The following is a 26,396-nucleotide window of genomic DNA, read 5'->3' as shown; positions in this document are numbered from 1 at the left end:
GCAACCAGGTCGAGCGCCTCTGGGCCAGGCTCAAGGAATGGCGCGCCATCGCCACCCGCTACGAGAAGACCGCCATCAGCTTCATGGGCGTCCTCTACCTCGCCGCCGCCCTCCACTGGCTCAAGCGATGACACACCCTAGCTTGGCGGAGGCAGTACTCCGAATTAGGGAGGGCTCCTTAACACGTGAAGGACTATATAACTGGCTCACTACTCCTGGGATTGCCGCTATGGAAGACCTTCCGCATCCGCATTGAGTAGAGATTTTAATTATCTCGGCTGATAGGATGGCGCGACTTCAGCATACCAATAGGCGTGCTGAAGTGGCCATTGACTCTGACATGCTGGGTCACGCGCGCTATGACCGCTTTGAGGCTTCCGTCCGTACCTTCGGCATCCCCAGATCATACGTTTCAAGCGGCAGTGTCGGGCTAGCCAAATCCTTACAAAGACCTTCGACAGTGCCGTCAAAACATCAATGTTTACAATGATCGAAATTGGGACGAAGGGTCTCCCACCGTCCGCACCAACTTGAAGCTACGAGCTGCAGCGCGGAAATCTCCGCATCGCAGCGGTTAACATCGCCAGTGACGGCGCTTCATAACTCCGTGCGACCGATCCAACCCGATGACCCGTTACGGCGTCCCGGAGCCGCTCCTCAATCCCCGCACCAAGGGCTCTGGTCTTCCAAGTGTGCCGCCAGCCGTGGTTCGGGTCCACGTCAGGGTCCAGCTTCACGGCTTCGCGAACCCACTTGCCGATCTTGTGCCCGCGCAACTCGGCCGGGGACGTAGAGGAAGCCTTCCCGTGCCTTTTCGGATCGAAGAACAACGGCCCAGGCCCAGCCGCCGCTACGAAGGCCAGGAAGCCTTGCTCGATGAGGTGAGCGTGGATCGGCACTGTCCGCGGATGCCCCGTCTTGGTGACCCTCAGGTCCATCACTATTATCCCTGCCTCTGTCCTGATGTCCCCCGCTTCCAGATGCGTCAGTTCGGCAATCCGGGCGCCTGGCCGAACCGAAACTCACGCGAAGAGCGGCGCCGTGCGTCGTCACCTATCATCAATCTCGCGCGCCCAAGCTGCCCATACCGCGCGAGAACATCAGCTCCGTGCTCTATGAGCCACCGCTCAGCCTCGCCGGGGTCATCGTCATGAGCTTCGGTGAACTCCCGGAAGAGGACGCCAGCAAGGGCGACAGCCTGCTTATGGGATAGGTGAGCCGGCCCAGCCTTCTGAGCTTCCCGGAACCGCTTCAGAGCCCCGTCAGCGACCGCGTGGCGGGTACGCGCTTCGGCGGCTTCCTTAGTGCGTAGGGATGCCTGAACGGTGTCTCCGACTTTCACGGAAACGAAAGTATCAGCGACTGGGAGGGAGACCGTCTGGTCCTTCACGCGGACCAAAAGGTCTCGCGGAGTGCGCTGTCGGAGATGATAGACCCCGGTCTTCGGGTCTTTCCAAGGTCGGGCTGTCATGACGGCCATGTGGGGTACCGCTGTGTGACAGCGCGGCTACCCGTAACCCGTTGTAATGCAACAACCTTCTGTCGCTCAAGGACAAAAGAGTTGGTGCGGCCAAGAGGACTCGAACCTCCACCCCTTGCAGGACTAGCACCTCAAGCTAGCGCGTCTACCAATTCCGCCATGGCCGCATTGTCTCACCGCGTTCGCTTTCGTCCGCCGCCCCGGGGGGCTGCGAACGATCTCTCGTGGCGCGGCGCAGCTAGTAGCAGACGAATTTTCGTCCGACAAGCGCCGGAATGGGCGGATCAGAGGAAATCGACGCCGCCCTCCAGGACCGGCACCGCGCCGTCGCCAATGGTCACGCCCGGAAGCCGCACGACCTCGGCCTTGCGGATCAGTTCGGTGACCTCCACCGAGATGCGGTTGCCCGTCACCACGATCTGGCCGCGCGCGATCGGGTGGTCGTTGGCGAGAATCTCGACCATATCGGTCTCGGTGGATTCGAGTTCGATCACCGCGCCACGGCCCATGCGCAGCAGCATGTGCAGCGGCATGTGACTGCGCCCGAGCACCACCGTGAGATCGACCTTGAGGTCTTCGAGAACCGCCACGCCACCCGTTCCTTGCCCGAGGGACGCTCTGGCGCTCGCGGCGCCCGTCCCTCATCCGACTGTCCATGCGTGATGGTGAAGTCTTGGTAAACGAAACCATAACCGCCCCCCGGCTGGCGCTGTCCGCGGGCGATTTCCGCGCCGGGCCCGGAAGCGCGCCGGTGGAATGGCGGATCAGCGAGGCACCCGTGGCCTACGAGGCGGCGGTGGCCGTGATGGAAGCGCGGGCCGAGGCGATCGCGGCCGGCACGGCTCCCGAGCTGGTCTGGCTCCTGGAGCACCCGGCGCTCTACACGGCGGGCACCTCGGCGCGGGAGGCGGACCTCGTCGCGCCGGAGCGCCTTCCCGTCCACCGCACCGGGCGGGGCGGGCAGTACACCTATCACGGCCCCGGCCAGCGGGTGGCCTACGTCATGCTCGACCTCAACCGCCGGCGCCGGGACCTGCGGGCCTACGTGGCGGCCCTGGAGGCCTGGATCATCGCCACGCTGGAGGCCTTCAACGTGCGCGGCGAGCGGCGCGAGGACCGGGTCGGGGTCTGGGTCCGACGCCCCGAGAAGGGGGAGGGCGTCGAGGACAAGATCGCGGCGATCGGCATCCGGGTGCGCCGCTGGGTGAGCTTCCACGGCATCAGCCTCAACGTGGAGCCGGACCTTTCCCACTTCGAGGGCATCGTGCCCTGCGGCATCGTCGGACACGGGGTCACCAGCCTCGTCGATCTTGGGCGCCTGGTCACCCTGCCGGAGGCCGACATGCAGCTGCGCGCCGCCTTCGAGGCGATCTTCGGCGAGACCGTACCGGGGGCGTGAGCTCCATCCCGATCACGCGGAGGCGTCGCGCCATCGCCCGCGCCACGCGGCGTCAGTTTGGAATTCCTTCAGATTTTAATTGTTCTAAGTATCTGTAAAACAACACGTTTTTGGCTTGCTTCGTAATCCCCGACAAGCGATGAAACGGGGTATTGCGCCGCTTCGGGCGCCTCCCAGCGTGTTCCGTGTCCATGCCCCATCGCTCCTCACGCCTCGCTCTCCTCCTGGCCACGACCGCCCTCGGCGGGCCCGCCGCCGCTCAGCAAAGCGTGCAACTCGATCAGCTCTCCGTCGAGGGGACGGCGCCCGGGCCCGCCATCGGGAGAGGCGTCAATCTCAGCGGTGGCGATGGCGGCACGGCGGCGACCAGCGGCGGCGGCGGCGGCCCCTCCGGCGTCACCGGCTACACGGCACGGGTCGCCACGGCGGCGACGAAGACCAACACCCCGCTGATCGAGACCCCGCAATCGGTCTCGGTCGTCACCCGCGAGCAGCTCAACGACCGCAACGTCCAGACCTTCGCGGATTCGGTGGCCTACATCCCCGGCGCCGCGACGGCGCGCTCCGGCTTCGATCCGCGCTTCGACCAGATCTTCATCCGCGGCTTCGACGTGCTCACCAACCAGGGCATCTACCGCGACGGCCTACGGGTGATCGGCAGCGGCTTCGCCTATCCGAAGACCGAGCCCTACGGCCTGGAGGCGGTGACCATCCTGCGCGGGCCGGCCTCCGGCCTTTACGGCCTCGGCTCACCCGGCGGCATCCTCGACGCGACGTCGAAGCGCCCGGTCTTCGCGCCCTTCGGCGAGGTGCAGTTCCAGGCCGGCAGCTTCGACCGCTTCCAGGGCGCCTTCGACGTCGGCGGCCCCCTCGAAGGAACGGGCGGGACGATGGCCTATCGCCTCACGGGCCTGCGACGGGAGGCCGGCACCTTCATCGGCCTCGGCACGAACGACGACCAGTTCAACATCGCCCCGGCCTTCACCTGGAAGCCCTCGGCCGACACCACGTTCACGTTCCTGAGCGAGTTCCAGATCACCAACACGCCGGCGACGACGTTCTTCTACAACGACCCCGGCTTCCGGGCGACGAACTACTACATGGGTGATCCGCGCTTCGCCGGCCTCGACCAGACCCAGTACCGGGTCGGCTACGCCTTCGAGCACAAGTTCAGTCCGGACCTGATCTTCCGCCAGAACTTCCGGCATTACGGCCTGTTCCTGAGCGCGAAGTACGTGGACATCACGTCCATCAACGCGGAGCGCACCATCGGCGCGCGCGACAACGGCTATCAGCGCAACGGCCTCGTCCAGCAGACGCTGGACAACCAGCTGGAAGGGCATTTCGCGACCGGCCCGATCGCCCACACCGTGATCGGGGGCGTCGACTACGCCCGCTACAGCCTCACCACCCGCTTCGGGAGTTTCTACGGCGACAGCGTCGCGGTTCCCGACCTCAACCTCCTCACGCGGAACTACGGCCAGCAGTTCATCGCGACGCCGGCCCTCGGTGACACCGCGCGCCAGACCCAGGACCAGATCGGCGTCTACCTCCAGGATCAGGCCAAGTTCGGCGACTTCATCCTGACCGTGAACGGGCGCTACGATCAGGTCTTCCAGGACAGCTACGCGACGCCCGGCAGTGCGGTCTCGCGCCAGGACAACACCGCCTTCACCGGCCGCGTCGGCCTCGGCTACGTCCTGGCGCCCGGCCTCGTGCCCTATGCCAGCTACGCCACAACCTTCACGCCGCAGGTGGGCCTCGACCGGAACGGCCAGGCCTTCAAGCCGGCCACCGGCGACCAGATCGAGGCGGGGGTGAAGGTCCTGATCCCCGGCACCAACATCCAGGCCGCGTTCGCCGGCTTCGACATCGCGCAGTCGAGCATCCTGCGCACCGACCCCAACAACATCCTGTTCCAGGCCTCCACCGGCGCCGTGCGCTCCACCGGCTTCGAGGCCGAGGCCACCGCCAATCTCGCGCCCGGCACGAATCTGACGATCGCTTACACCCACGTCGACATCCGCTTCGTGAACTCGACCGCAGCCACGGGCGAATCGATCAACGGGAACCGCGTCTCGGGCATTCCCGGCGACACCTACGCATCGTTCCTGACCTATGCCTTCCCGCCATCCTCTCCCTTGCGCGGCCTGCAGATCGGCGGCGGCATCCGCTACATCGGCACCAGCTATGCCGACGACCTGAACACCGTGCGCAACGCCACCGCGACCCTGTACGACGCCCTCGTCGCCTACGATTTCGCCGCGCTCGACCCGCGCTACAAGGGCTTCCGCGCGCAGCTCAACGGCTACAACATCTTCGACCGGAACTATCAGACCTGCTCGTTCGGCTTCTGCAACCGCAACCAGCCCGCGACGGTCATCGGCAGCCTGATCTACCGCTGGTAGGCCGAAGGGGGCCGGCGCCGTTGGCCGGGCGCGCCCCGGAGGGCGGGTTTCCGCTCCCTCAGACCACCGGCACGCCCCGGCCCTTGGCGTGCTCGCCGGGCTCCACGTGGATGACCACGACGGAGCCCTCGATGGCGCTCTCGATCGCGGCTTCCAGGCGATCGCAGATGGCGTGCGAATCCTGCACCGTCATGGCGCCCGGCACCACGAGGTGGAAGTCGATGAAGGTCGCCTGGCCCGCGTGGCGGGTGCGGACGTCGTGCGCCTCCAGCGCCCCCGTGCTGTGGGTCGAGATCAGGTCGCGGATCTGCGCCACCATCTCGGGCGGGGCCGCCTTGTCCATCAGGCCGCTGACCGATTCCCGCACCATGCCCCAGCCCGACCACAGGATGTTGAGGGCCACGAGCCCGGCGATCAGCGGATCGAGGATGGCGATGCCGGTCGCCATCACCAGGGCGACGCCCGCCAGCACGCCGCCGGAGGTGATCACGTCGGCCATGACGTGGCGGGCATCCGCCACCAGGGCGGGGGAACGCCAGGCCCGGCCGCGCGCCAGGAGCCAGATCGCCCAGCCGCCATTGATCGCCGTGGCCACGAGGTTGACCATCAGGCCCGTGAACGGCGCGTCGAGGGGCTTCGGGTCGAGGAGGCCCTGGAAGGATTCGCGCAGGATCAGGATCGCCGCGACGATGATCAGCGCGCCCTCGATGACGGCGGAGAAGTATTCCGCCTTGTGGTGACCGTAGGGGTGGTCGTCGTCGGCGGGCTGGGCGGCCACCCGCAGGGCGATGAGGGCGAACAGGGCCGCCACCACGTTGATGATGCTCTCCAGGGCATCGGAGTAGAGCGCGAGGCTGCCGGTGATCCAGTAGGCCGCGAATTTGAGGCCCATCACGAGGGTGCCGATGACGGCACTCAGCAGGGCGGCTTTCTGTGTGCGGTCCATCGCGGCGTCCGGGCTCGAAGCCGCGACGGCGTCTCGCCGTGCGGTCGGGCAGCCCATACGCGCCGGGGCCGCGCCAAGGCCACGGCAAAGGTTCAAGGCCACGGCACAGGTTGAACCCGTCGCTGAACGATTGAGCCGGGGCTATGCCGGGTCGGGTCCGGACTCCCCGGGCGTGGCCGCACGGGCCCGCTCGCGCTCCGCGAACACCGCGCTCTTGGCGCGGGCCCGCTCGGCCCTGCGCCGGTGGCCGCGTGCCGTCCAGTTCCAGCGCGCGCCCTCGGCCAGGGTCTCCAGGCGCAGGGCCTCGCGGTCCCAGTAAGACACCAGTTGTCCGTCGAGGGTGACGCGCCGCCGCGCCATCCTGGCCCTGATCTCGTCGCCCTTGATCGCCTCGCTCATGCCACTCACACCCCTCCCGCCATCGGCATCGACGCCTGCACCAACGCTGTCCCAAAGCTTCGGGATTCACGATTCCCGAGGCAGGGCGCTCAGGGCGAGGGCGGCGTATCGGTCGGCACGATCTCGAGGGCGTCGCGATCCCCGGCAAACCCGGCATCTCCGGCATCCGCGACGGGCGAGGCCGGCGTCCCGAACGGGCGGCTCGGATAGGCCTCCAGGAACTTTTCGCGGGCTTCGTCCGCGTCCTCCGCCTTCAGGGTCACGCGCGGCTGCTCCGGCAGCGGCCAGCGCGGATCGGCGGGATCACGGGGGCTCACGGCAAACCACGGCATGCGTTCGAGTGTCCTCTTCGTCGTTCGAGGCCGTCCGGAGGCGGCAGCGGCTCTCCTTCTGAACAGGGCCGGCCCGCGCCGGTTCCACCGGATCGGGCCGCGCCCGCCTGATCCGGCCCCATTGATCCGGATGGGCGAACCGTGCTGTTGGCGCGCCATGCGCGTCGACCTCTTCGATTTCGAACTGCCCGAGGCGAGCATCGCCCTGCGCCCCCCCGTGCCCCGCGATGCCGGCCGCCTCCTCGTGGTGCGTCCGGGCAAGCCCTTCGCGGACCGGACGGTGCGCGACTTGCCGGGCCTGCTGCGGGCGGGCGACGCCCTGGTCTTCAACGACACCCGCGTGATCCCGGCCCGTCTCAACGGCATCCGGCACCGCGCCGGCTCGCCGGGCCTGCGGATGGAGGCGATGCTGCACCTGCGGGAAGCCCCGGATCGCTGGCGCGCCTTCGCCCGGCCGGGCAAGCGCCTCGCGGTCGGCGACCGGGTCGGCTTCGACCGGGTCGACTTCGGCCGGCACGGGGCGGGCGCGCCCTGCGAGCTTCCGGGGCTCGACGCCACCATCGCGGAGAAGGGGGAGGGCGGCGAAATCACCTTGCGCTTCGATCTCGCCGGCCCGGCCCTCGACGCGGCCATCGCGCGGGTCGGCGACCTGCCGCTGCCCCCCTACATCGCGGGCAAGCGCGCGACCGACGCGCGGGACGCCACCGACTACCAGACAGTCTATGCCCGCGAACCCGGTGCCGTCGCCGCGCCCACCGCCGGGCTGCACGTCTCGGAGGCGCTCCTCGCCGATCTCGACGCGGCCGGGCTCGCGCGCCACGCGGTCACCCTGCACGTAGGGGCGGGGACCTTCCTGCCGGTCAAGGCGCAGGACACCGAGGACCATCGCATGCATGCCGAGATCGGCATCCTCGACGCCGAGACCGCGCGGGCGCTCAACGCCGTGCGGGCGCGGGGCGGACGCATCGTGGCAGTCGGCACGACCGCCCTGCGGCTGCTGGAGAGCGCCGCCGACGCGGACGGGATCCTGCATCCGTTCTCCGGGCCGACCGAGATCTTCATCACGCCGGGCACGCCGATCCGCGCCGTGGACGCGCTGATGACGAATTTCCACCTGCCGCGCTCGACCCTGTTCATGCTGGTCTCGGCCTTCTCCGGGCTGGAGACCATGCGGGCCGCCTACGCACACGCGATCGCGGCGGGCTACCGGTTCTATTCCTACGGGGATTCGAGCCTGCTGTTTCCGGCACCCGCGGATTAGGAGGCGTGCCCGGCGGCGCGCGCGGTGCTAAGAGCCCGCCCATGTCCCAAAATCCTGTGTCCGACCAAGCCCGATCCCAGACCAGCGACTCCTTCACGTTCCGCATCGACGCCACCGACGGCGCGGCGCGCACCGGCGCCATCACGATGCCGCGCGGCGGCATCCGCACGCCCGCCTTCATGCCGGTGGGCACGGCCGCCACCGTGAAGGCGATGTATCCGGGGCAGGTGCGGGACCTCGGCGCCGACGTGGTGCTGGGCAACACCTATCACCTGATGCTGCGCCCCGGCCCCGAGCGCATGGCGCGGCTCGGCGGGCTGCACCACTTCATGAACTGGCCGCACCCGATCCTCACCGATTCCGGCGGCTTCCAGGTGATGTCGCTCTCCGCCCTGCGCAAACTCGACGAGCAGGGCGTGACCTTCCGCTCGCACGTGGACGGCTCGGCCCACCACATGAGCCCCGAGCGCTCCATCGAGATCCAGGGCCTGCTCGGCTCCGACATCCAGATGCAGCTCGACGAGTGCGTACGCCTGCCGGCCGACCACGCCGCCATCGAGAAGGCCATGCGGCTCTCGCTGCGCTGGGCCGAGCGCTGCCGCGTCGCCTTCGGCGAGCAGCCCGGCAAGGCGATGTTCGGCATCGTCCAGGGCGGCGACGTGCCGGCCCTGCGGGTGGAGAGCGCCCGCGCCCTCGTGGACCTCGACCTCAAGGGCTACGCCATCGGCGGCCTCGCGGTGGGCGAGCCGCAGGCCGTGATGCTGGCCATGATCGAGACGGTGGCGCCGCACCTGCCCGAGGGCAAACCGCGCTACCTCATGGGCGTCGGCACCCCCGACGACCTGATGCGCTCGGTGACGCGCGGCATCGACATGTTCGACTGCGTGATGCCGACCCGCGCCGGCCGCCACGGCCTGGCCTATACCCGCCACGGCCGGATCAACCTGCGCAACGCCCGCCACGGCGAGGACACGCGCCCCCTGGACGAGGCCTCGTCCTGCCCGGCGGCCCGCGACTATTCCCGCGCCTACCTGCACCACCTCGTGCGCAGCGACGAGATCCTCGGCATGATGCTGCTGACCTGGAACAACCTCTCCTATTACCAGGATCTGATGGCGGGGATGCGCCGGGCCATCGCCGAGGGGCGGCTGGCCGCTTTCTGTGACGAGACCCGCGCCGCCTGGGCCCGCGCCGAGGCCGAGCGCCGACCGGCCTGAACCGGCCCGCCGGAGGGACAACCGGAATCGCGGTTGACCCCATACCGCCGAGCCCCTATTGCGAGCCACGCTGTCCGACGCGGCCCGGCCCCCCAAGGCGCCGCGCTGCCAAGCATCGGATGCGAGCGCGTAGCTCAGTTGGTAGAGCAACGGACTTTTAATCTGTAGGTCTTGGGTTCGAGCCCCAACGCGCTCACCAATTTTCTCAGGCACTTAGATGCCTCTCCGGTATCCTGAGACGTGAACCGGGTAACCGGAAGGGTAACGGTCAACAAAAATGGCGCACCCCGAAGGATGCGCCGAGATGTAGGGCGGTTTGGCATGAGCACGAACAAGCCGCCGCGCGGCGATGCCCTCTGGCCCTGGTATTTCCTCACTGTTCTATATCTCGGGTTTGGTGCCCTCGTCCTTTACGATCGATGGGGGGAAGTTGGCTCGCTGTTTGAGCCGCCGGGGACGGCTCCAGGACGTCTTCCGCTCAACAGCATCGGCGACATCCTCGCGGGCTTCTTTGCGCCGCTGGCGTTCCTTTGGCTATTCGTAGCGACACAGCTACAACGGAAGGAACTTCGACTTCAGCGAGAAGAGCTCGCCGAAACAAGAGACATCCTTGCTGAACAAAAATTAGAACTGCAAAAGTCCGCAGAAGAAAGCAACCGACAGATTGCTATAATGCAAAAAAGCAATCTGTTTTCAGAGTCAAGGGAAATCTACGAGCTTTCAAATCTGCAACTTTATTATATTTCTAGGGAATTATATAAGAATAAGCAGATTAGATTGTCAGCGCTAGAGTTACACAAAGCTCATGAGGAGAATGATTGGCGCCACATAAAGATTGGAGTTCTCGATTTTAGCCGCGAGATATATCTGTCGGCAACAGACTCTTCTACTGTCGATCTTTTTTTGAGGATTATTTTCGATCTTTATCTCAGATTTACTCGAGTGTATGCAGTTATCCGAATATAGAAACATTAGATAATCATCATACTCAAGAATTCACATCATTGCTTCTGACAACGAATGCATTGTTGTCTGGGGTTATAAATAATCAGCAGTTTTCGCAAAACCCTTTAGTCAAACTTAGATTAAACGGAATACACTTGGAAGAATTAAACAAGCTGTGCCATCAGATACGCGCTCGAATGTTTTTGATACAACCTTTCGCCGATGAGCATGATTTATAGTTGTCTGCTGTTGCGTCGACAATATATGTAAGCCCGATAGTAATGCAGGACTCGCCGGTCAGCACCCACTCTGCCGGCCGAATGCCCCAATCATCTGTTTCCGGCACGATGGTGAGCGAGACCGGCCCCACGTCGCTCAGGTCGCCGTCACGGGCCACACGGTGGCGCACGTAGCCCAGGAAGGCCAGGGATATGTCAGCGCCCTTGCCGGTGATCGGCAGGCCCATGCGACTCATATCGGCGATGATGGCCACGTGGATAGCCTGCCAGATCTTGCAGGCACGATCCCGCCCCCGGCCGACTGGAGGCACCTTCAGCGCTCTACGATGAATCCAGCGCCGGATCGTAGCAGCGTCCACACCCGAGATGCGAGCGAGCTCGGACAATCCGCAGCGATCTTTCGCGATCGGGTGATGCCGGCTCCAGTCCATCGATTTACCGTCTGTTTTGCGCCAGCTGCATGCCGAACTATCGGCGGAGCATGGGCGATAGGCGCTGATCGTCCGTTGGGGGCTACGCGGCTAGAGGCAGCGGCCTGCACCATGTGATCACGTCATTGAAGCTCACCAGTCCGGTGATGACCCGCCGTATCACCTTGGCGTTTTCACTCGTGTCGGCGTGCTGGTAGGGCGAGCCATTGATCCGCATGAACGACAGGGCAGCCATATGAGCAGTTCGCTTGTTGCCTTGCTCGAAGCAGTGGTTCTTACCGATCGCTTCCATGAGGCGCACGCCAAGCATGAAAATATCGGTGACGCCTTCGTAGAGGAACAAGTTTAATGGGCGCGTCAGAGCGCTTTCAATTAAGCCGGCATCAAGAACGAGATGACACTCACCGCGAGCGGAGACTATCTTCTCGTTCATCCTGACTATGTGAGAGGCGCTGAACCAGATAGGTTCGTTCGGTCTATCTGGCAAGGTAATCCATCGTCACAGGATAGCTGCTTAAGTGAGCATCAAATATGTCATCATACTGATATTTATTTGAAAACTTATACGCCTTAATTTTTGTGGCCTCGATTATTTCTATTGTGTCAAGGAGTTCTATTGCGACAGTGAGGACACGGAGCCTTTGAGTGTCGCATGCCTGTCCCGCCTCACGCGCGCGCTTGGCTAGCCTGCGAACAAATCTGCCGTCGTCTGCAGACTTCTTCGCCCATTCGCGAGCTATTTCATCCAGCATAGCAATGACGCTTCTCCCGTCACTGTCGTGCATGGTCGGGACTTGCAAGCTTGCGACGAGTCGTTCAAGCGACTGCTTCGAGCCAGAGAAGTCTTGCCCCGCCGCGGCCTCTTCCAAGAGAGCGGAACGCGAAGGAACCTCCCTCAAAGACGAGATGTACCGACCGCGAATGGACCAAGTGCCGTCGATGAGTCGGTTCACAACACGGACAATCGATGCGCGTTTGAAAGTGAGAACTTCGCCCTTTTTCGGCATATCTAGAGAACGGCCTCGCGTCACCGCTGCCAAATTCTCGACCTGCTCCTGAAAAGCGAGCGCGCCCATCTCCCATCCTCGTCCAAGCGGTTTGTACGATATGGGGATGGAAAACGTAAAGATCCTGTTCGCCCGCATCAAAAAGACCGCAGCGGGCCCTGATGGTCGGCCCTGACAGTCGCGTCCTATCGCTACGTACCGCCCAAAGCTTCAGCTGGTGCCGCCGCTTCCGAGACCGATCACGCCTGGGACCCGCATGATGCTCGTCCCCAGCATGTCAGTTGCTCTCCTTCCACAAGGCCAGCTGCTGCCCGATGGTGCGGCGGCTCTCGGCCATGCTCCGATCCACGTAGACGCGAAGCTGCATCAGCCCTTCACGGTCAGCGCCAGGCGCGCTGATGTTGATGTCGCCCATCCTCACGACAGGACCGGATGAGCCGCCGCTTCCGCCCTTTCCGATCGGCACGATCTGGCCATTGCCCCGGGGGATGAACAACTCCCGCCCGCGCTCATCCGTCTCGGCCGCGGGGAAACAGCTTGACCAAAAGGCATTTGGATCGCGGCGTCGCTGCAACAGGGAAGCGCTGGGCTCTGATGAAGCTTTCGCCTCAATGCGCCGCAGGTGGGCGTGGTGAGGCCTCGTCGGAGATACCGACCTTCGCCCAGACGTAGACAGCGAGCAGAGCTACCGGCAGCCCGATCAAAGACGTTGCGACGAAGAACCAGGTGAAGCCGGTGTGCTCGATCGCGAAGCCGGAGAAGCCTGCGAGCACGCTGCCTGGGAAGGCGCAGAGCGACGTCAGGAGCCCGAACTGGCTCGCCGCATGATCGGTCGACGCGAGGGTCGACATGTAGGTGATCAGCACGACCGACGCGAAGGCGTAGGCGAAGCCCTCGACGCCAACGGCTGTTGCGAATGTCCAGAACGCCGTCCCACCATCGCCTCCATGCGCGGAGAGGTAGGCCAGGCTCAAATGCGAGGCCGAGCCGGCCACAGTGCCGATAAGGAGGCTCGGCAGCATGCCGATCCGCGGGATGAGGGCACCGGCCAGGAACGTACCGCCCAGCGCAATCCAGAAGCCGAACAGCTTCGTGACGGTCGCGATGTCGGTGTTGGAGAAGCCCTGGTGCTTGAACAGGGGAATGGCCATCGCGCTCGCCACGTAGCCCGGCATGCGGAAACCGGCGACGAGGAGTAGGATGACGGGCGCCATTGGGCCGAGCCGGGTCAGCAGCTCTTTGATTGGCGCCCAGATGGTATTGAGGAAGCCGGATCTGGCGAGATGGGGGCGTTTGTCCGAGGGCGGCTCGGGCGCGAGCACGGCCGCGATCATGCCTGGGAGCATCAGCGCGGCCATGCAGAGGTAGGCACCGCGCCAGCCGATCCTGTCGGCCAGGAACAAGGCGCCCGCTCCGGCCGCAAGGTTGCCGAGCCTCCAGCCGATCTCCGTCCAGGACGAGAGCACGGCCTGCTTCTCGGGAGGGCGCACGCTGGTGATGCGCCAACCATCAATGACGAGGTCGAGCGTTGCGCCGGCAAATCCTAAAGCCAGCGAGAAGGCGATCGTCCAGGCGAGCTGATGCGCAGGATCGCCGAAGGCGATGCCTGCGGCTGCGGCCATGACGCCGAGCTGCGCGATAACGATCCAGCCACGCCTCCGGCCGAGGAAGCGGCCGAGGAAAGGCGGATCGTACCGGTCGAGGAAGGGTGCCCACAGGAACTTGAATTTGTAGGCAAGGGTCAGCTCACTCAGGAGCCCGATGGTCGCGATCGAGATCCCAATGTCGGAGAGCCAGGCCGATTGGGTCGAGTAGACGAGAAGGAACGGGATGCCGGACGTGAAGCCGAGGCCAAGGGCCGGTGCGATCCGTCGATCGGTGAACAGGGCTGACCAGAAAGGTGTCGCCCCAGGTTTTGCCACGACCGCTTGGCTCATGCTCGGTCCTCTCCACCCCTGCCCGTACCCGATGGGCTGAGCGGATGTTACCCCTGTTGGCCCTCAGCCTGCGACCAGTGACCGAAGCCCCGGCCGCTTAACGGTCCGGGGCTTCTTGCGTCGGGCAGCGTACGAGATGAACTCGATCAGCTCGGCTGCTCCTCGGTCTCCTTGATCGCCGGGTCGTTTTCTTCCGGGATCGCAGGCGGCTTCTTCTCAGGATGTTCCGGTGCAGCTGGTGGGTTGTCGAAGCACCGGGGTAGCACGCGGCATCAACAAGGAGCGACAACGATCGCCGCCCGTCGACAAGGCATATCGCAAAGTCGTTTCAAATCAATTACTTAATCGCTCTTCATCCACATGGGGCAGCACCGATGGCGGGCGTTCATGCAAGCTTATAATCTGTAGGTCTTGGGTTCGAGCCCCAACGCGCTCACCATCATTTCATACTGTTTCCGCCTGATCAGTTCGGTGACGGGGTGACTCGCGGGTCCCCTCTTCTTCCAGGAGATGGAGCCCGTCGCGTCTGATCGTCCCGAAGGGATCAAGCAGAACCGGTATCAGTCACCGCGGCGAAGCCAACCTATCGGCACCCTGGCCGGATGACGCCAGAGGTATCGGCGACATTGTCGCGCGTCCGCTTCAGGGACTGTGATCCATCGAGCTCGGCGAATGCCGCTTGCCGCACAGGCTCACCCCTTGAGCGCCTTCAACGGCTCGGTGAGTAACAGTCCGCCTTGACGACACAGCGTCTTCGTCGAGGCCGTGGCCCGCCTCGCGTCCTGCAAACACCGCGTCTCATCGGCCCCGGCCGCGATCGTCGCCTGAAGGGCCTGACAGGCCTGCGAGAGCTGATCGAAGCCGAGGCTGCCTGCCATGGATATCAGAGTGTGAGCCTGCCGCGCGATGGTCTGCGTGTCGTCGCCGGGTGCGAAGACCGTGTCGAGCGTTTCGCCGAGGCGAGCCAGCAGCACCTCCATCTGCCGCCAGCCGATGAGGGCGTTCAATCCCTGCAGCCGTTCGACATCAACCGGCATTGCCGCTTCGGCATCCGAAGCCGAGGCGGCGGATCGATCGTGCAGGTTCGTGGGCGCGGAGACCGGGGCGGCCTGACCCGTCTGTCCGGGCTCGACCGGATGTTCCCGGGTGACCTCGTCGTGCCCGGCCTGGGTCAAGGCAGCGACGACACCGCCGGCGATCGGCTCACAGGTCAGAGAGCCGGCCTCCATCAGTTGCAGCATCGCCGCCATCAGCGAGGCCTTCGCGTAGCCGGTCTCGTAGGCGGAGCCGGCAGGCTCTGCGCCCGTGGTCAGCCGGAGGCGACGGTCGGCGACGAACATCAGTGCGGCCAGGCGGGCCTTCGCATCGGTCGCGTTGCGGAACGCGGGTGCCAGCATGGCGCGGCGTTCGCCAAAGGTGAGGCTGGTCCGGGCCAAAGCGGTCCAGGAATCCGGATCGCCGACCTGGAAAGCGCCGTCGCAGGCTTCCCCGAACCTCCCCGTCAGATCGAAGACCGGCAGCAGGCCGGCCGAACCGTCGGCCCGCAGGCCCCGCAGGCCCCGCAGGCCATCGAGGCCGGTCTCGTCACTGATGAGAACGATGTCCGCCTCGTCCGACGATTCCACGAGGGTGAAGGCCTGTGCGATGGCTTCCGCCTCGGTGGCCGACGGCGGCGGACAGAGGATCGCACGCGGTCGGCCGGTGAGGCCGCGCAGACGCCAGAGCGCGCCGGCCGGGTCGCCGACCTCGTCGACCGGTTCGGGCTGCATCAGCCGGTCGAGCGTCGCGAACAGGACCTGTGGATCGAGGGGCTTCACCAGGATCGCATCGAACAGCGTGTCGGCACCACGGCGCGAGGCCAGGCCGTGGCGGTCGGCCGTGATGCCGATCAGGCGAACGCACTCCTCCGGCCGGGCGAGTTCACGCATCAGGCGGGCGAGCGCGTAGCCGTCCATCTCGGGCAGGTGGTAATCGATCAGCACGATCTCGTGGCGGCCCTCGCTCAGGAGGCGCAGGCCGTGGAAGCCGTCGACGGCGGTGTCGATGCGGTCGCCGCGCCCCTCGCAGAGTGCGCGGATCAGATCCTGCGTGCCCGGATCGTCCTCGACCAGGAGGATGCGCGTGCCCATGGCGGCCCCGTTCGTCACGGTTTGACTCTGTTCGATCGACATCGCTGCAATCCCGTTCGAGGCCGCGTTACCGGCTCGGGTTGCCGGGAGGCCCACGATAGGCCTCCGGCGGAAGGTCGGCGGAGATCGTGGCCGACGTCGCTGCCGGAACCGCGCCGAGCCCCGCGAGCGTGCCCCGGACCACGCTGGCGGAGACCGGAACGGCACCGGCTGGATGGATCGGCGCTGGGGCCGCGACGGACGCCGTGTCCGCGCCGAGGTAGCGCCGCTCCTGGGTGTCGGGCGCGGCCTGCCTCGCGGACGCGCCGCGGTCGGCCGAGGCCGCCCCGCGCGGCGTCCGGTCGGGGTCGGGCCGGCGGACGGAGGCCCTCGTCCGGCGTCGTTCGGGCTGAGTGCCGGCAGGCTGCGCCACGGCGCGGCGCGGCGCCTCGACCGGCTGTCCCGCGAAGCGGGGCACGAGGCGGAGCTGGTTCACCGCCGCGGCCATCGCTTCCAGCGTGATGTCGGAGCGGCACAGGCGCACGCGCAGCGACAGGGGCGCGGCGACGCTTCCGTCACCCTGGAGGGCCGGCGGCTCCGCGATCCACTGCCAGGCGTAGAGACAGCGCGCGCCGCCCGCGCCGCGGCCGATGGCGAGGCCGTAAGGGCCGTAGCTGTTGGCGCTGGGGCGCTCGACGACCTGCATCGGGACGCCGGGGAAGACGGCCTCCATCTCGGCGCGGATGCCGGCCTCCGTCGGCCGGCCCATGAAGGCCGCCGAACCGTCGGTGAGGCGGCCCGAGGCGGCGCCGGCATGCGCCATCCGGACCATCACGAGATTTTCGCGGGCCTGCCCGCGCGGCGTCGGGCCGAGCGAGACCACCTGCTCGAAGGCCCCGGCATCGTCGTGCTCGCGCAGCCGGGTCGGGCGGCCGATCCAGGCGGGCAGCACCGCGACCGGGCTGGCGCGGCGCTCGGGCGGCAGAGCGTCCGACAGGCCGGCGGTGCTGTCGGCGCGGGCATCGAGCGTGGCGTCGAGGCTGGCATAGCGCGGCGAGGCCAGCGAGCCGGTCGGCGTGCGGGCGTTGCAGGCGCCGAGCGCGAGGGCGAGGGCAAAAAGAGAAATGAGGCGACGGGTCACGGGGCGCGGTTCCGCGTGCGGGAGGAGAGGGGCTGGATCGATCCGGTGCCGGCGACGTCGAGGCCGCTCGACGGGGCGGCGTGCTGGTCGGCCCAGAGGGAGCCGTTCGGCGCCGGCTTCTCGGCGGCCGTCGGGGCACTCGGGCCGTCCTCGCCGTTCCAGGCGGGCTTGAGCGAGAAGCCGTAGCGCTCGTAGGGCATCGCCCCGACGCCGGGCACGCGCCGGGCGATCGTCGCGGGCCGGCCCAGGGCGCGGGCAGGCCAGCGGAGTTCGGCCACCGCACTCGCGGTGCCGCTGGGGGCGACGCGCAGGTCGTTCTCCATCGGGACGGGAACTGGGAAGTCGCTGCGGCGGACCTGGGGGGTGGAGGCGGCCGAGGCGCCGAGATCGTCCGGATCGGGCACGCGCCCGCGCCGGCCCGCAGCGACGGGCTCGTTGGGGGCCGAGAGATCGAGATAGCCCGAGGTCGGCGCCACCGCGACCGGGCGCGCCACGCGCCTGGCCGCCGCCTGCTCGCAGGGCATCGGATGGTCGCTGGCCGGTTGAAACAGCAGGTCGACCACCTTCGGAAACAGGCCGTCGTAGCGGTTCACCGTCTCGATGAAGGCGCGCTGCTGGTGCAGGCGGCGCTGGGTCAGGGCGTAGCCGTAGACCGTGGCCTCCTTCGGGAACCACGCCACCGCGCGCTTGAACCAGCCGAGCGCCGTGTCGAACTGGCAATTGTTGTAGGCGTACCAAGCGAGCGCCTGCGCGCCTTCGCCCGAAGCCGTGGCGGCGGTGACCTGGGCGTAGCGCGTGAGCCGTTCGGGCTCGATCGCCGGAGGGATCTCACGGGTCAGGTCGCCCTCGAGCAGGTCGATGAACAGCAGGGTGTTGTTCACCAGCGGTTCGCGCCAGGCATAGGCGACGTCCTCCGCCTCGCGCCGCAGGCCGAGTTCGCGCAGGGTATGGGCGAGGCCGTGCGCCACCATGGCGTCGCCGCCGCGCGCGATCGCCCGCTTGAACCAGGTGAGCGCCACGGGCAAATCCCGCCCCTTGTAGGCGAGCCAGGCGACCAGGGCCGACTGGTTCGGGTCCGGCGCGGCCTCGGCATAGGCCTCGAAGGCGATGCGGTCATTGACATCGACCGATTGCCCGGCCTCGTCGTGCAGCACGGCGCTGATGCGTCCACGGGTCAGGTCGATCCGGATCGGCTCGGCCTCCCCCGGCCTCGCCTGTGCTACGAGGCGGTCGACCTCGCCCATGGGCAGGAAGGCCATAGCGCGCAGCAGCGTGACGCGGCGCTCCTCCGGGCCGAGGCCGGGGGCGACCATCATCCGCTTGAGCCAGTCGAACGCCTCCGGTCCGCGCTCCGTGCGGCCCCAGGCTTCCGCCGCCGCCCAGCCGAGTTCGGCCTCGCCGGGGTCGAGGTCGGCGCGGCGGGCGTCGACGAGCCGGGCGAGCTCGATCCAGCGGGCGGACTTGGCGAGCGTGACGGCCTCGAGCCGCAGATCCCGCCGTGCGAGGGCCCTGGTCAGGGCCGCGGACGGCGTCCAGCCGGGCTCGGCGCGGCGGCGCTCGGCGAGGCCGGCGCGCAGGTCGGCCAGACGCCCGGCGCCCAGCAGGTCCCAGAGCGGGCCTTCGTCCTCGCCGCCGGGCTCGGCGGTCCAGAGGTCGGCGGGCGGCTGCCAGCCGGGATGGCGGCGGCGCAACCGCTCGATCTCGGCCTCGACGCGGTCGGTCCGCTTCTGCGCCGCGTAGTAGCGGAGCGCGACGTCGTCGGGCCGGTCGGCCGCCACGGGCTCGGCCGAGGCGGCCTGGATCAGGCCGCACGCGACGAGGGCGAGGATCAGCGCGGCGCGCATGCGGGGAACTTCGTCTTGAGGGCGGCGAGCGCCAGGAGATGCAGGGTGACCGGGTAGTAGTGCTCGCTGCCCGCCCGGACCGTTCGGAGGCTCGCGGGGAACGGCGTGCCACGGCTGGCGCAAGCGCTGAGCGCGGGAATCGCGCCGTAGCCGGTCTCGGCGAGGCGCTCGGTGACGCGGCCGCTCGCGGTGTCGACGAGGCCGAGCCCCCCGGCCTCGGGCTTGGCCCAGAGCGCCAGGAACGGCGCGTGGAGTTCCGGGTCCGTCACGCCCGCCATGGCGAGGTAGAGGGGGATGCGCAGGGCGTTGTAGGCGAAATGCGGGGGGAATCCCTCGGCCGGACGGGGGACCTCGCCGGAGAGCGAGACCCATTCCACGGGGAGCCGGGCCGCGCCGAAGCGCGCGGCGGCGATGAGGCGGCGCCCGCTGCGGCCGAGCCCGGCCCAATCGAATTCCGGGGCGAGCAGCGCGACGCGGTCGAAGGCGGGGAAGATCCAGTAGGACAGGTTGACCACCGGTCCGTCGCCACGGTCCTCGGCCGAGAAGCCGGAGACGGCCGGCAGCAGGAGCGGTCCGTGCGCGGCGCGCGGCAGAATCAGCTTGCGGCCCAGTTCCACCGCGATGCGCCGGCCGGCGACCCTGTGCGAGGGGTCGCGCCAAGCCTCCGCCGCCTCGGCGAGCGCCCAGGCGACGAGGAGGTCGCCGTCCGAGGCATCGTTCATGTCCGCGACGGCGGGGCGGCTCCCGGGTTCCCAGCGCCAGGCGATGAGCTGGTCGTCGCGCACCATCAGGTTGGCCCGCGTCCAGGTCCAGATCCGCTCGAAGGCGGCGCGGTCGCCGAAGGCGACGGCGAGCAGCATGCCGTAGCCCTGACCCTCGGAATGGCTGATGCCGCCGTTGCCGGTGTCGACGACGCGGCCCTGCTCGGTGACGAAGCGCGCCTTGTAGGCGGCCCAGGTCTGGCTGTCGGACAATGCGCCGAGAAGCGGCGCCGCCGCGGTCTGCGCGCAGGCGGGGCCGGCGAGCGCGAGGAGCGACGATGCCAGAAGAGCCTTCGAAAGGAGCGCCGAGGCGAGGATGACGATGCGACGCCGGGTCGATCGCAGCCACGCGCGGGTGTCGGCGCGGATGCCCTGGACGCGCGCGGACGGGGGGGACACCATCACTTCGACCTCCGGCCGAGATTTCGCACGAGGAGTTGGGTCGAGCCGGCGAGGCAGCCCGCCAGCAGGAGCGCGAAGACGCCGTAGAACCCCGCATGGAGCGAGAGCCAGCCCGCCGCGATCCGGCGCAGGTTCAGCGGGGAGGCCTCGGCGGTGGCGACGTAGCGGGGCCTGTCGTCGTGCCAGCTGGCGACGCCGCCATCCGAGGCCGAGAGCACGGCCTGACGCCCCTGCGGATGATTCCAGACCCGGGGATGCACCAGGCAATCGACCGCCTCGCGGAGCGCGGCGGCGCTCGGTGCGGTCACGAGGGTGACGAGGTCGTCGGCGCCCGGGCCGGTGATGGCCTGGGTCAGGACCGCGGAGGCACCACCGAGATCCGGTCCCGTCTCGGCCGATGCCCTGGCTGCGGCCGGCGCATCGGAGATCGCGGGCGTCGCGCGGCAGGCCGCGATGGCGTCATGGCGTAGGGCGCGCCGGCGTGCGGCGGGCCCCACGGCCTGCATCGCCGCGAGATTCTCGCGGCCCGTCCAGGCCTCGCGCACGGATTGCGGGTCAAGGCCGGCCGCCTTCACCGTCGGCGCATCGAGCAGGCGCGCCGGCGCGACGATGAGCGTCGGACCGGTGATCGCGGTGCGGCCGGCGGCGAAGCCGAAGGGGATCGCGCGACCGGCGGCGTAGCCGAGACGGGCGGCCAGCGTCGCGGCGGCGGCCATGCTGTCGCGATCGGGGGCCGGCACGCTCAGCATCGGGCGGCGAGGTCCCTGCGCATAGGGAAAGCCGGCGCTCAGCGTCTCGGCGAGGTCGGGCTGGCGCGCGATGCGGGCCAGCCCCGGAATCGTCAGGCGTGTACTTGCAAAGAGTGTCAGCCGCTCGGGCAGGACCGCCTCTTCCGCCGGGCAGGCCCTGTCTTCCTGGCGCGGCAGTTCGGCGGTGATCACGACGCGGTTGAGGCCGGGTCGCAGCAGGCGCAGGGGCAGGAACAGCGTGCGGCGGCGAAAACGCTCGCCGCCCGCGCGGGCCAGCGGCGTGCTGCCGGCGCTGCTGCCGTTGATCTCGACGGAGATCTGCGCTCCCGGAGCGAGGCCGGCCGGGTAGCTGCCGTCGAGGTCGAGCGCCAGGCGGTCGTAATCGGCGGCCATCACGTCATGCGGCAGGGCCAGATCGAAGCCGATGCGGTGGGTGCGCGCGGCCACATGCGCGTCGGCGATGCCGAGATCGGCCAGCGTGACGCTCTCGCCCCCCGCGATGCGCCGGCCACCGGCATCGGCCAGCGCGCGCAGGCCCGAGGGCGTGCCCTGCGGCGGAACGGCGTGCAGCCGGGCGAGTTCGGCCAGGCTCTCCGTCACGTCGGCCTCGCTCGCACCGGTGGCGACGAGGAGCGGGCGGTGCTCGGGCGAACCGGGGAACAGGGCGAGGCGCGGACCGGTCACCGGGCCGAGCGCCCCGAGATCGAGTGTCTTGGCGAGTTGCTCCGCCGGTCCGACCGCCAGGGCCAGACCGTCGCCGGCCTCCGGCACCGGACCGAAATCGACGGAGGGCTGCCCGAAGCGGCCGGCCAGCACGACGTCCTGCACGGCGCCCAGCAGGCGCTCGACGCCGCTCTCCGAAAGACGATCGCCGGTCTGGACGAGTCGGATCGGCACGGCGCCGTCGGCCGACACGGAGGCCGCCGCGAGGTCCGCCACCGCGCCGAGGCCCGATGCGGCGGAGACGAAGCCGGTGCTGTCGGGGTCGATCTGCGTCCAGAGTTCGTAGGTGGCGGCGACCGAGCAGTCGACGCGGTGGCGCTGACGCGTCGCGACCCGCACGGCGTTGAAGCCGTGCGAGAGTGCGCCCGGCGGCACCTCGAAGCTCACGGTGCGCAGCCCTTTGGCGCCGTCGATGGCGGTGGCGCCGAGCGTCTTCCCGTTGAGCGTCAACGTCAGGGTCGAGGCCTCGGGCAGCACCGAGACGGCGGCGAGGTAGCCGACCTGGAAGCGGCCGCCCGCGCGGGCCTCGGCCTCGGTCGCGAAGAGCGTCCAGGTGATCGCGCCGTTCTCGCCCCAGAGGCGCATCGGTGCGGTGACGGAGGGTAGCCGGCGCAGGGCGGGCTCGCGCGGACCGCGCGGTGCGGCGCGCGGCTCGGCGATGGCCGGTGTCCCGTCCTGATCCTGCGGCAGGACCAGGGGACGAACCGGGCCGAGGCCCGAGAAGGTCTGGGCCGTCGCGCCGGCGGCGCAGGCCAGGCCGGCGGTGAGCGTGAGCAAGCGGAGGGTGCGCATCGAACGGCCTCAGGCGGCGTTGCGGAGCGTGTGACCGCGGGAGAGCGGGTCGCGGCGTTCGGCGAGGGTGTCCGGCGCCGCGCCCTCGAAGGCCCTGACCGGCTCCGGCGGCATCGCGGGCCACATCGCGGGCGACGTCTCCGGACGTTCGCTCTTCGTCAGTTCGGCGTCAGCGAGGGCTTCGACGCAGGCCTTCCACGCGGCGGGATCGAGGCCGGTCACGATGAGGCGAGGCGCCGGGGGTGCCTCGCCGAGGAGGGCGCGCATGGCCGCCTGCCAGGCCTCGGCCGTCATCGGGGTGACGGGGGGAACGGGTGCCGGCGCCGAAGCGGGCTCGGGGACCGGGATCTCGGACACAGCGACGGGGTCGATCGCGCGCGGAGCCTCGTTGAGCGCCTCCCGCCCGGAACGCGCGGCGAGGCTCGGTCCTGGCGCCGTCTCCATCGCGACGACCGGCACGATCACGACGGGCTCGACGACCGCAGCGACGCTCGGCGCCACGGCGACGACCGGCCCGGCGATCGCGGCCGGCCGGGCGGCGCGGGCGGCGCGGGCGGCGCAGCCGAAGGCCCGGACCGGCTCGGTGATCCCCCAGGCGAGGAAGCGCAGCGATCCGCCGAGAAGGGTCTTGTGGCGGCGACGGCCTTGGAGAAAATCGCGCAGCGGCGCGGCGTCACCGTACATGAGTTCGGCGAGCGTCCGGTAGGTGCCGGAATGCATCGCCTCGAACGCGACCGGGCAGACCTCGCCCTTGGCCGCGGCGCGGGGACGAAACGGGAGGGGGGCGAGGGCCGCCCCGTCCCGGCGCGGCTGCAGGTCGAGCGTGCCGAGATCCGTCACCGCCGCCGGCCACGGCGCGCCATCGGCGCGGCGCAGGGTGCACCCGTCGGAGGAAGCGCGCTGGACCTCGACCGCGAAGCTCTGGCCGCCGATGGCGACCCGGCCGCGCCGCGACACCGGCAGGCTCGGGCAGCGCTCGGGCTGGCGGCGCTCGGCCACCACGCCGAGCGCCACGCCGGCGATGACGAGGTTGAACAGGCACCACAGGCCCACCACCAGCATTAGGCTGGTGACACCGGGCTCGTAGAGGTAGCGCCACGTCGCCGTCGCGCAGCCGGCGGCCAGCGCCCCGAAGATCGCGAAGAACGGCCAGGAGAGGGGCGATAGGTGGTCGGTTTCGAGGCTGACGCCTTTGGCCGTGACGTTGAAGCCGGGCGTCCGCGGCGAGACCAGGACCGAGACGATTGCGCGGGCGAGATGGACGCCCTGCACGTATTCGTAGAGCTCGGAGATCCAGGGCCAGCGCACGCGGCCGTAGAGATAGTTCTGGATCATCATGTTCGCGACGACGTAAGTCGCGGTGAAGGCCAAGGCCTCGTCGAGCGAAGAGACGAACATCTTCACGTCGAAGAAGATGTGCAGCAGCGGAGCCAGCATGAAGATCAGGCGCGGCAGCGGGAAGAACCAGTAAGCCATGCTCGACAGGTAGCCGAGCCGCTGGATCGGCTTCAGGCCGGCCTTGGTGAGCGGGTTCTTCAGGAGCATGATCTGGAACATGCCCTGGCACCAGCGCGTCCGCTGGCCGATGAAGTCGGCGAAGGTCTCGGGCTGCAGGCCGGCGATCAGGGGCTTGTCGACGAAGGCGCTCGTCCAGCCCCGCGCATGCAATTCGAAGGCGGTCTCGCAATCCTCCGTGATGGTGATGCCGGAGAAGCCGTTGACGGCATCGAGGGCCTCGCGCCTCAGGAGCGCCGCCGAGCCACAGAAGAACGAGCCGTTCCACTTGTCGAGACCGCGCTGCGTGATGGCGTAGAACATCTCGTTCTCGGACGGCATCCGCCCGAAGGTGCGCAGGTTCCGCTCGACCGGGTCCGGGTTGAGGAAGACATGCGGCGTCTGCACCAGGAAGAGCCGCGGATCGGTCGAGAACAATCCGACGGTCTCGCGCAGGAACGAGCGGAACGGCGCGTGGTCGGCGTCGAGCACGAGCACGATTTCGGCGCTGGAGGCCTTCAGCCCGTTGTTGAGGTTGCCCGCCTTGGCGTGCTCGTTCCTCTCGCGGGTCAGGTAGCGCGCGCCGAGCGCGCGGCAGAGCGCCTGCAGCGCGGCGCGACGGGTCCGGGCCGCCTCGGCCTTGCCGACGTCGGCATCGAAGCATTTCTGGTCAGTGCCGCCGTCGTCGAGCAGCCAGACCGTGAGCTTGTCGGCCGGATAGTCGAGGTTCAGGGACGCCGCGAGGGTGACCGCGAGGATCTCGGTACTCTCGTTGTAGCTCGGAACGAGCACGTCGATGGAGGGCAGTGCCGCATCGGGCTGTGCCGGCGCCTCCGCGCGCTCGAGCGGATCGGCATTGATGATGAGGCTGACCGAGAGGATCAGCACGCAGTAGAGTTCGGCCGCGACCAGCACGAGACCGAGACCGAGACCGATTGGGTCGTCGAGGCCCGGCAGCGTGCCGCTCAGGCGCCAGTAGACGTAGCGCACCACCACGAGGCTCCCGAGTGCCAGGAAGGCCATGCGGGACCATCCGTGCTTCGGGCAGAACAGCCAGAGGCCGACCATGCCAGCCCCCGCGCCGGCGCAGAGCGCGAGCTGCGCGCCCGTGCCGACGGGCTGGGCGAGGTAGCCGAGTGCCAGGGCGGCGGAGACGCTCCAGGTGGTCCAGATCAGCCCCATCGCCACCCGGCCGAAGGCCCGGCGCAGCAGAGCGGCGATGGAGGGGGCGACGGTGCCGCCGGGTGCCAGCGCGCGCATCCTCAGAAGCCCGTGCGCAGGTCGAGGGTGGTGTAGGCGCCGCCCTTGCGGGCATGGTCGTGCAGGTAGCCGGCCGAGAGGCCGAGCTGAACCGCGCCCAGCTGCATCCCGCTGAGGTGGATGCCGGCTCGCCATTGCCGGTAATACGCGTCGCCGAGCACCGCAAATTCAGGCCCGAGGAAGCCGCCGGCGACGCTGGCGACGCCCGCGCGGACGCGGCCGTAATAGGCGCCGAAGGCCGTCGAATAGGTGCCGGTGGCGTGGAGCATCGTGAAGGCGGTGGGGCGCGCATAGTAATCGAGCGCCGTCTTCAGACCGACCCGGACGCTGTCGGTGGGCAGGCTGCCGTCGAACTGCGAGAGCTCGTTGCGGCGCACGTTCAGCCCGACGAAGCCCGACAGCACCGCCTCGGGCATCACCCAGGCGTAGCCGGCCATCGCGGCGATCTCGGCCTGCTCGCCGAGCGCGTTGCGGCCGTTGCCGCCCTCGGCGCGATAGGAGCCGATCAATCCGTCGAGCCGCACGCGCGGGCCGCTCACGAGCAGGCTGTCCTGCGGCGCGGCCGTGACCGTGGCCCCGGCGAATTGCGAGCCCTGCGAACTCAGGGTGGTCGAGGCGTCCACCGCGACGATCCAGGCGTCCCGCTCGGCCGGTACGACGGCGCCCGTATACCAGTCGGCGGACCGAGCGGCGGGGCCGACGCAGACGGCGGACGCCGCAGCGAAGTAGGTGAAACAACGGTGCATGTCGGTACGCCACGAGACTTGCGATGCCCTCAGACATCGGGTTGTCAGCGTTAAGGGGGCCTTGCCGGGATGGTTCGTATCCAAAGGATCGAGGGCTTAGGCCATTGGGCCATCGCCCGACGGACCCGTCTCCTCAACATCGCCCGGATCTGCCGGGACAAAGGCAAGATAAAGCCCGGACACGACACGGCCGCCGGACGATAAGAACGCGAGATGACGGTCCGCTCGCTCCCGTGCGGACCGGTGGCGACGCGTCATACTGGTTCCGGCTGATCACTTCGGATCACTGGATCGCGACGGGCTCCCTCTCTTGGAAGGAGAGGGTTGGGGTGAGGTGTAGTCCATCTCCGGAGAGGTCACGCACCTCACCCTGTC

The 26,396-nt window shown here is 68.3% G+C and carries 22 protein-coding genes and 2 tRNA genes; 7 read left to right on the top strand and 17 right to left on the bottom strand.

The window, feature by feature from the left end; all coding sequences use genetic code 11:
• Positions 1-131: transposase (locus MKK54_RS01080; RefSeq protein ID WP_244008667.1), on the top strand; the 131-nt coding region annotated here is incomplete at its 5' end.
• A 1,431-nt stretch (positions 132-1,562) separates the two neighbouring features.
• On the opposite strand, the gene MKK54_RS01075 is transcribed toward MKK54_RS01080, so the two are convergent.
• Both MKK54_RS01075 and MKK54_RS01070 read right to left on the bottom strand, forming a co-directional pair.
• Positions 1,563-1,647, bottom strand: a tRNA-Leu gene (locus MKK54_RS01075).
• A gap of 117 nt (positions 1,648-1,764) precedes the next feature.
• Positions 1,765-2,070: a FliM/FliN family flagellar motor switch protein gene (locus tag MKK54_RS01070; protein ID WP_244008663.1), complete on the bottom strand. Its 306-nt coding sequence runs from the start codon at positions 2,068-2,070 to the stop codon at positions 1,765-1,767.
• A gap of 65 nt (positions 2,071-2,135) precedes the next feature.
• Between MKK54_RS01070 and lipB the strand changes: the two genes are divergently transcribed.
• Together lipB and MKK54_RS01060 are read left to right on the top strand one after the other, a co-directional pair.
• Positions 2,136-2,879: a lipoyl(octanoyl) transferase LipB gene (lipB, locus tag MKK54_RS01065; protein WP_409564104.1), complete on the top strand. Its 744-nt coding sequence runs from the start codon at positions 2,136-2,138 to the stop codon at positions 2,877-2,879.
• Between the two features lie 191 nt (positions 2,880-3,070).
• Positions 3,071-5,287: a TonB-dependent siderophore receptor gene (locus tag MKK54_RS01060; protein WP_244008661.1), complete on the top strand. Its 2,217-nt coding sequence runs from the start codon at positions 3,071-3,073 to the stop codon at positions 5,285-5,287.
• Positions 5,288-5,345: 58 nt separating this feature from the next.
• On the opposite strand, the gene MKK54_RS01055 is transcribed toward MKK54_RS01060, so the two are convergent.
• The 3 genes from MKK54_RS01055 to MKK54_RS01045 form a co-directional block, all read right to left on the bottom strand.
• Positions 5,346-6,233 (bottom strand): cation diffusion facilitator family transporter, encoded by an 888-nt coding sequence (locus MKK54_RS01055; protein WP_244008660.1) that lies wholly within the window; start codon positions 6,231-6,233, stop codon positions 5,346-5,348.
• A 141-nt stretch (positions 6,234-6,374) separates the two neighbouring features.
• Positions 6,375-6,632, bottom strand: a complete 258-nt coding sequence (locus MKK54_RS01050; protein WP_244008666.1) for a hypothetical protein — start codon at positions 6,630-6,632, stop codon at positions 6,375-6,377.
• An 89-nt stretch (positions 6,633-6,721) separates the two neighbouring features.
• Positions 6,722-6,964 carry a hypothetical protein gene (locus tag MKK54_RS01045; protein WP_244008659.1) on the bottom strand — a complete coding sequence of 81 codons (243 nt, stop codon included), beginning with the start codon at positions 6,962-6,964 and terminating at the stop codon, positions 6,722-6,724.
• Positions 6,965-7,121: 157 nt separating this feature from the next.
• Here MKK54_RS01045 and queA point away from each other — a divergent pair, with 157 nt between their 5' ends.
• From queA to MKK54_RS01025, 4 genes are all read left to right on the top strand, one after another.
• Positions 7,122-8,225, top strand: a complete 1,104-nt coding sequence (gene queA, locus MKK54_RS01040; protein ID WP_244008658.1) for a tRNA preQ1(34) S-adenosylmethionine ribosyltransferase-isomerase QueA — start codon at positions 7,122-7,124, stop codon at positions 8,223-8,225.
• A gap of 41 nt (positions 8,226-8,266) precedes the next feature.
• Positions 8,267-9,442, top strand: a complete 1,176-nt coding sequence (gene tgt, locus MKK54_RS01035) for a tRNA guanosine(34) transglycosylase Tgt (protein WP_244008657.1) — start codon at positions 8,267-8,269, stop codon at positions 9,440-9,442.
• Between the two features lie 123 nt (positions 9,443-9,565).
• Positions 9,566-9,641, top strand: a tRNA-Lys gene (locus MKK54_RS01030).
• 122 nt (positions 9,642-9,763) lie between these two features.
• Positions 9,764-10,408: a hypothetical protein gene (locus MKK54_RS01025; RefSeq protein WP_244008656.1), complete on the top strand. Its 645-nt coding sequence runs from the start codon at positions 9,764-9,766 to the stop codon at positions 10,406-10,408.
• 160 nt (positions 10,409-10,568) lie between these two features.
• Here the strand turns inward: MKK54_RS01025 and MKK54_RS01020 are convergent, their stop codons facing one another.
• From MKK54_RS01020 to bcsS, 12 genes are all read right to left on the bottom strand, one after another.
• Positions 10,569-10,880 carry a hypothetical protein gene (locus tag MKK54_RS01020; protein WP_244008655.1) on the bottom strand — a complete coding sequence of 104 codons (312 nt, stop codon included), beginning with the start codon at positions 10,878-10,880 and terminating at the stop codon, positions 10,569-10,571.
• Positions 10,881-11,139: 259 nt separating this feature from the next.
• Positions 11,140-11,544, bottom strand: coding sequence for a type II toxin-antitoxin system death-on-curing family toxin (locus MKK54_RS01015; protein WP_279597086.1), 405 nt, complete (start codon positions 11,542-11,544; stop codon positions 11,140-11,142).
• Entirely contained in the window at positions 11,534-12,133 is a 600-nt protein-coding gene (locus tag MKK54_RS01010; RefSeq protein ID WP_244008653.1) for a hypothetical protein, read from the bottom strand. Before MKK54_RS01010 ends, MKK54_RS01015 begins: the two co-directional genes overlap by 11 nt.
• Positions 12,134-12,341: 208 nt before the next feature.
• Positions 12,342-12,479, bottom strand: a complete 138-nt coding sequence (locus tag MKK54_RS01005) for a hypothetical protein (RefSeq protein ID WP_244008652.1) — start codon at positions 12,477-12,479, stop codon at positions 12,342-12,344.
• Positions 12,480-12,672: 193 nt separating this feature from the next.
• Positions 12,673-14,001: an AmpG family muropeptide MFS transporter gene (locus tag MKK54_RS01000; protein WP_244008651.1), complete on the bottom strand. Its 1,329-nt coding sequence runs from the start codon at positions 13,999-14,001 to the stop codon at positions 12,673-12,675.
• Between the two features lie 692 nt (positions 14,002-14,693).
• Entirely contained in the window at positions 14,694-16,172 is a 1,479-nt protein-coding gene (locus tag MKK54_RS00995) for a response regulator (RefSeq protein ID WP_244008650.1), read from the bottom strand.
• A gap of 25 nt (positions 16,173-16,197) precedes the next feature.
• Positions 16,198-17,250, bottom strand: coding sequence for a cellulose biosynthesis protein BcsN (gene bcsN, locus MKK54_RS00990; protein WP_244008649.1), 1,053 nt, complete (start codon positions 17,248-17,250; stop codon positions 16,198-16,200).
• The gene (locus MKK54_RS00985) at positions 17,247-19,094 is read right to left on the bottom strand and encodes a hypothetical protein (protein WP_244008648.1); all 1,848 of its coding nucleotides are present in this window, start codon (positions 19,092-19,094) and stop codon (positions 17,247-17,249) included. Before MKK54_RS00985 ends, bcsN begins: the two co-directional genes overlap by 4 nt.
• The gene (locus tag MKK54_RS00980; RefSeq protein ID WP_244008647.1) at positions 19,079-20,257 is read right to left on the bottom strand and encodes a glycosyl hydrolase family 8; all 1,179 of its coding nucleotides are present in this window, start codon (positions 20,255-20,257) and stop codon (positions 19,079-19,081) included. Before MKK54_RS00980 ends, MKK54_RS00985 begins: the two co-directional genes overlap by 16 nt.
• The gene (locus MKK54_RS00975) at positions 20,257-22,521 is read right to left on the bottom strand and encodes a cellulose biosynthesis cyclic di-GMP-binding regulatory protein BcsB (RefSeq protein ID WP_244008646.1); all 2,265 of its coding nucleotides are present in this window, start codon (positions 22,519-22,521) and stop codon (positions 20,257-20,259) included. Before MKK54_RS00975 ends, MKK54_RS00980 begins: the two co-directional genes overlap by 1 nt.
• A 9-nt stretch (positions 22,522-22,530) precedes the next feature.
• Positions 22,531-25,197 (bottom strand): UDP-forming cellulose synthase catalytic subunit, encoded by a 2,667-nt coding sequence (gene bcsA / locus MKK54_RS00970; RefSeq protein ID WP_244008665.1) that lies wholly within the window; start codon positions 25,195-25,197, stop codon positions 22,531-22,533.
• A gap of 80 nt (positions 25,198-25,277) precedes the next feature.
• Positions 25,278-26,021, bottom strand: a complete 744-nt coding sequence (gene bcsS, locus MKK54_RS00965) for a cellulose biosynthesis protein BcsS (RefSeq protein ID WP_244008645.1) — start codon at positions 26,019-26,021, stop codon at positions 25,278-25,280.
• Positions 26,022-26,396: the final 375 nt, after the last annotated feature.

It is taken from the genome of Methylobacterium sp. J-068 (assembly GCF_022829445.1).
Taxonomy (GTDB): Bacteria; Pseudomonadota; Alphaproteobacteria; order Rhizobiales; family Beijerinckiaceae; genus Methylobacterium.
Note: the sequence above shows the minus strand (reverse complement) of the source record. Positions and strands in the feature narration are given on the sequence as shown.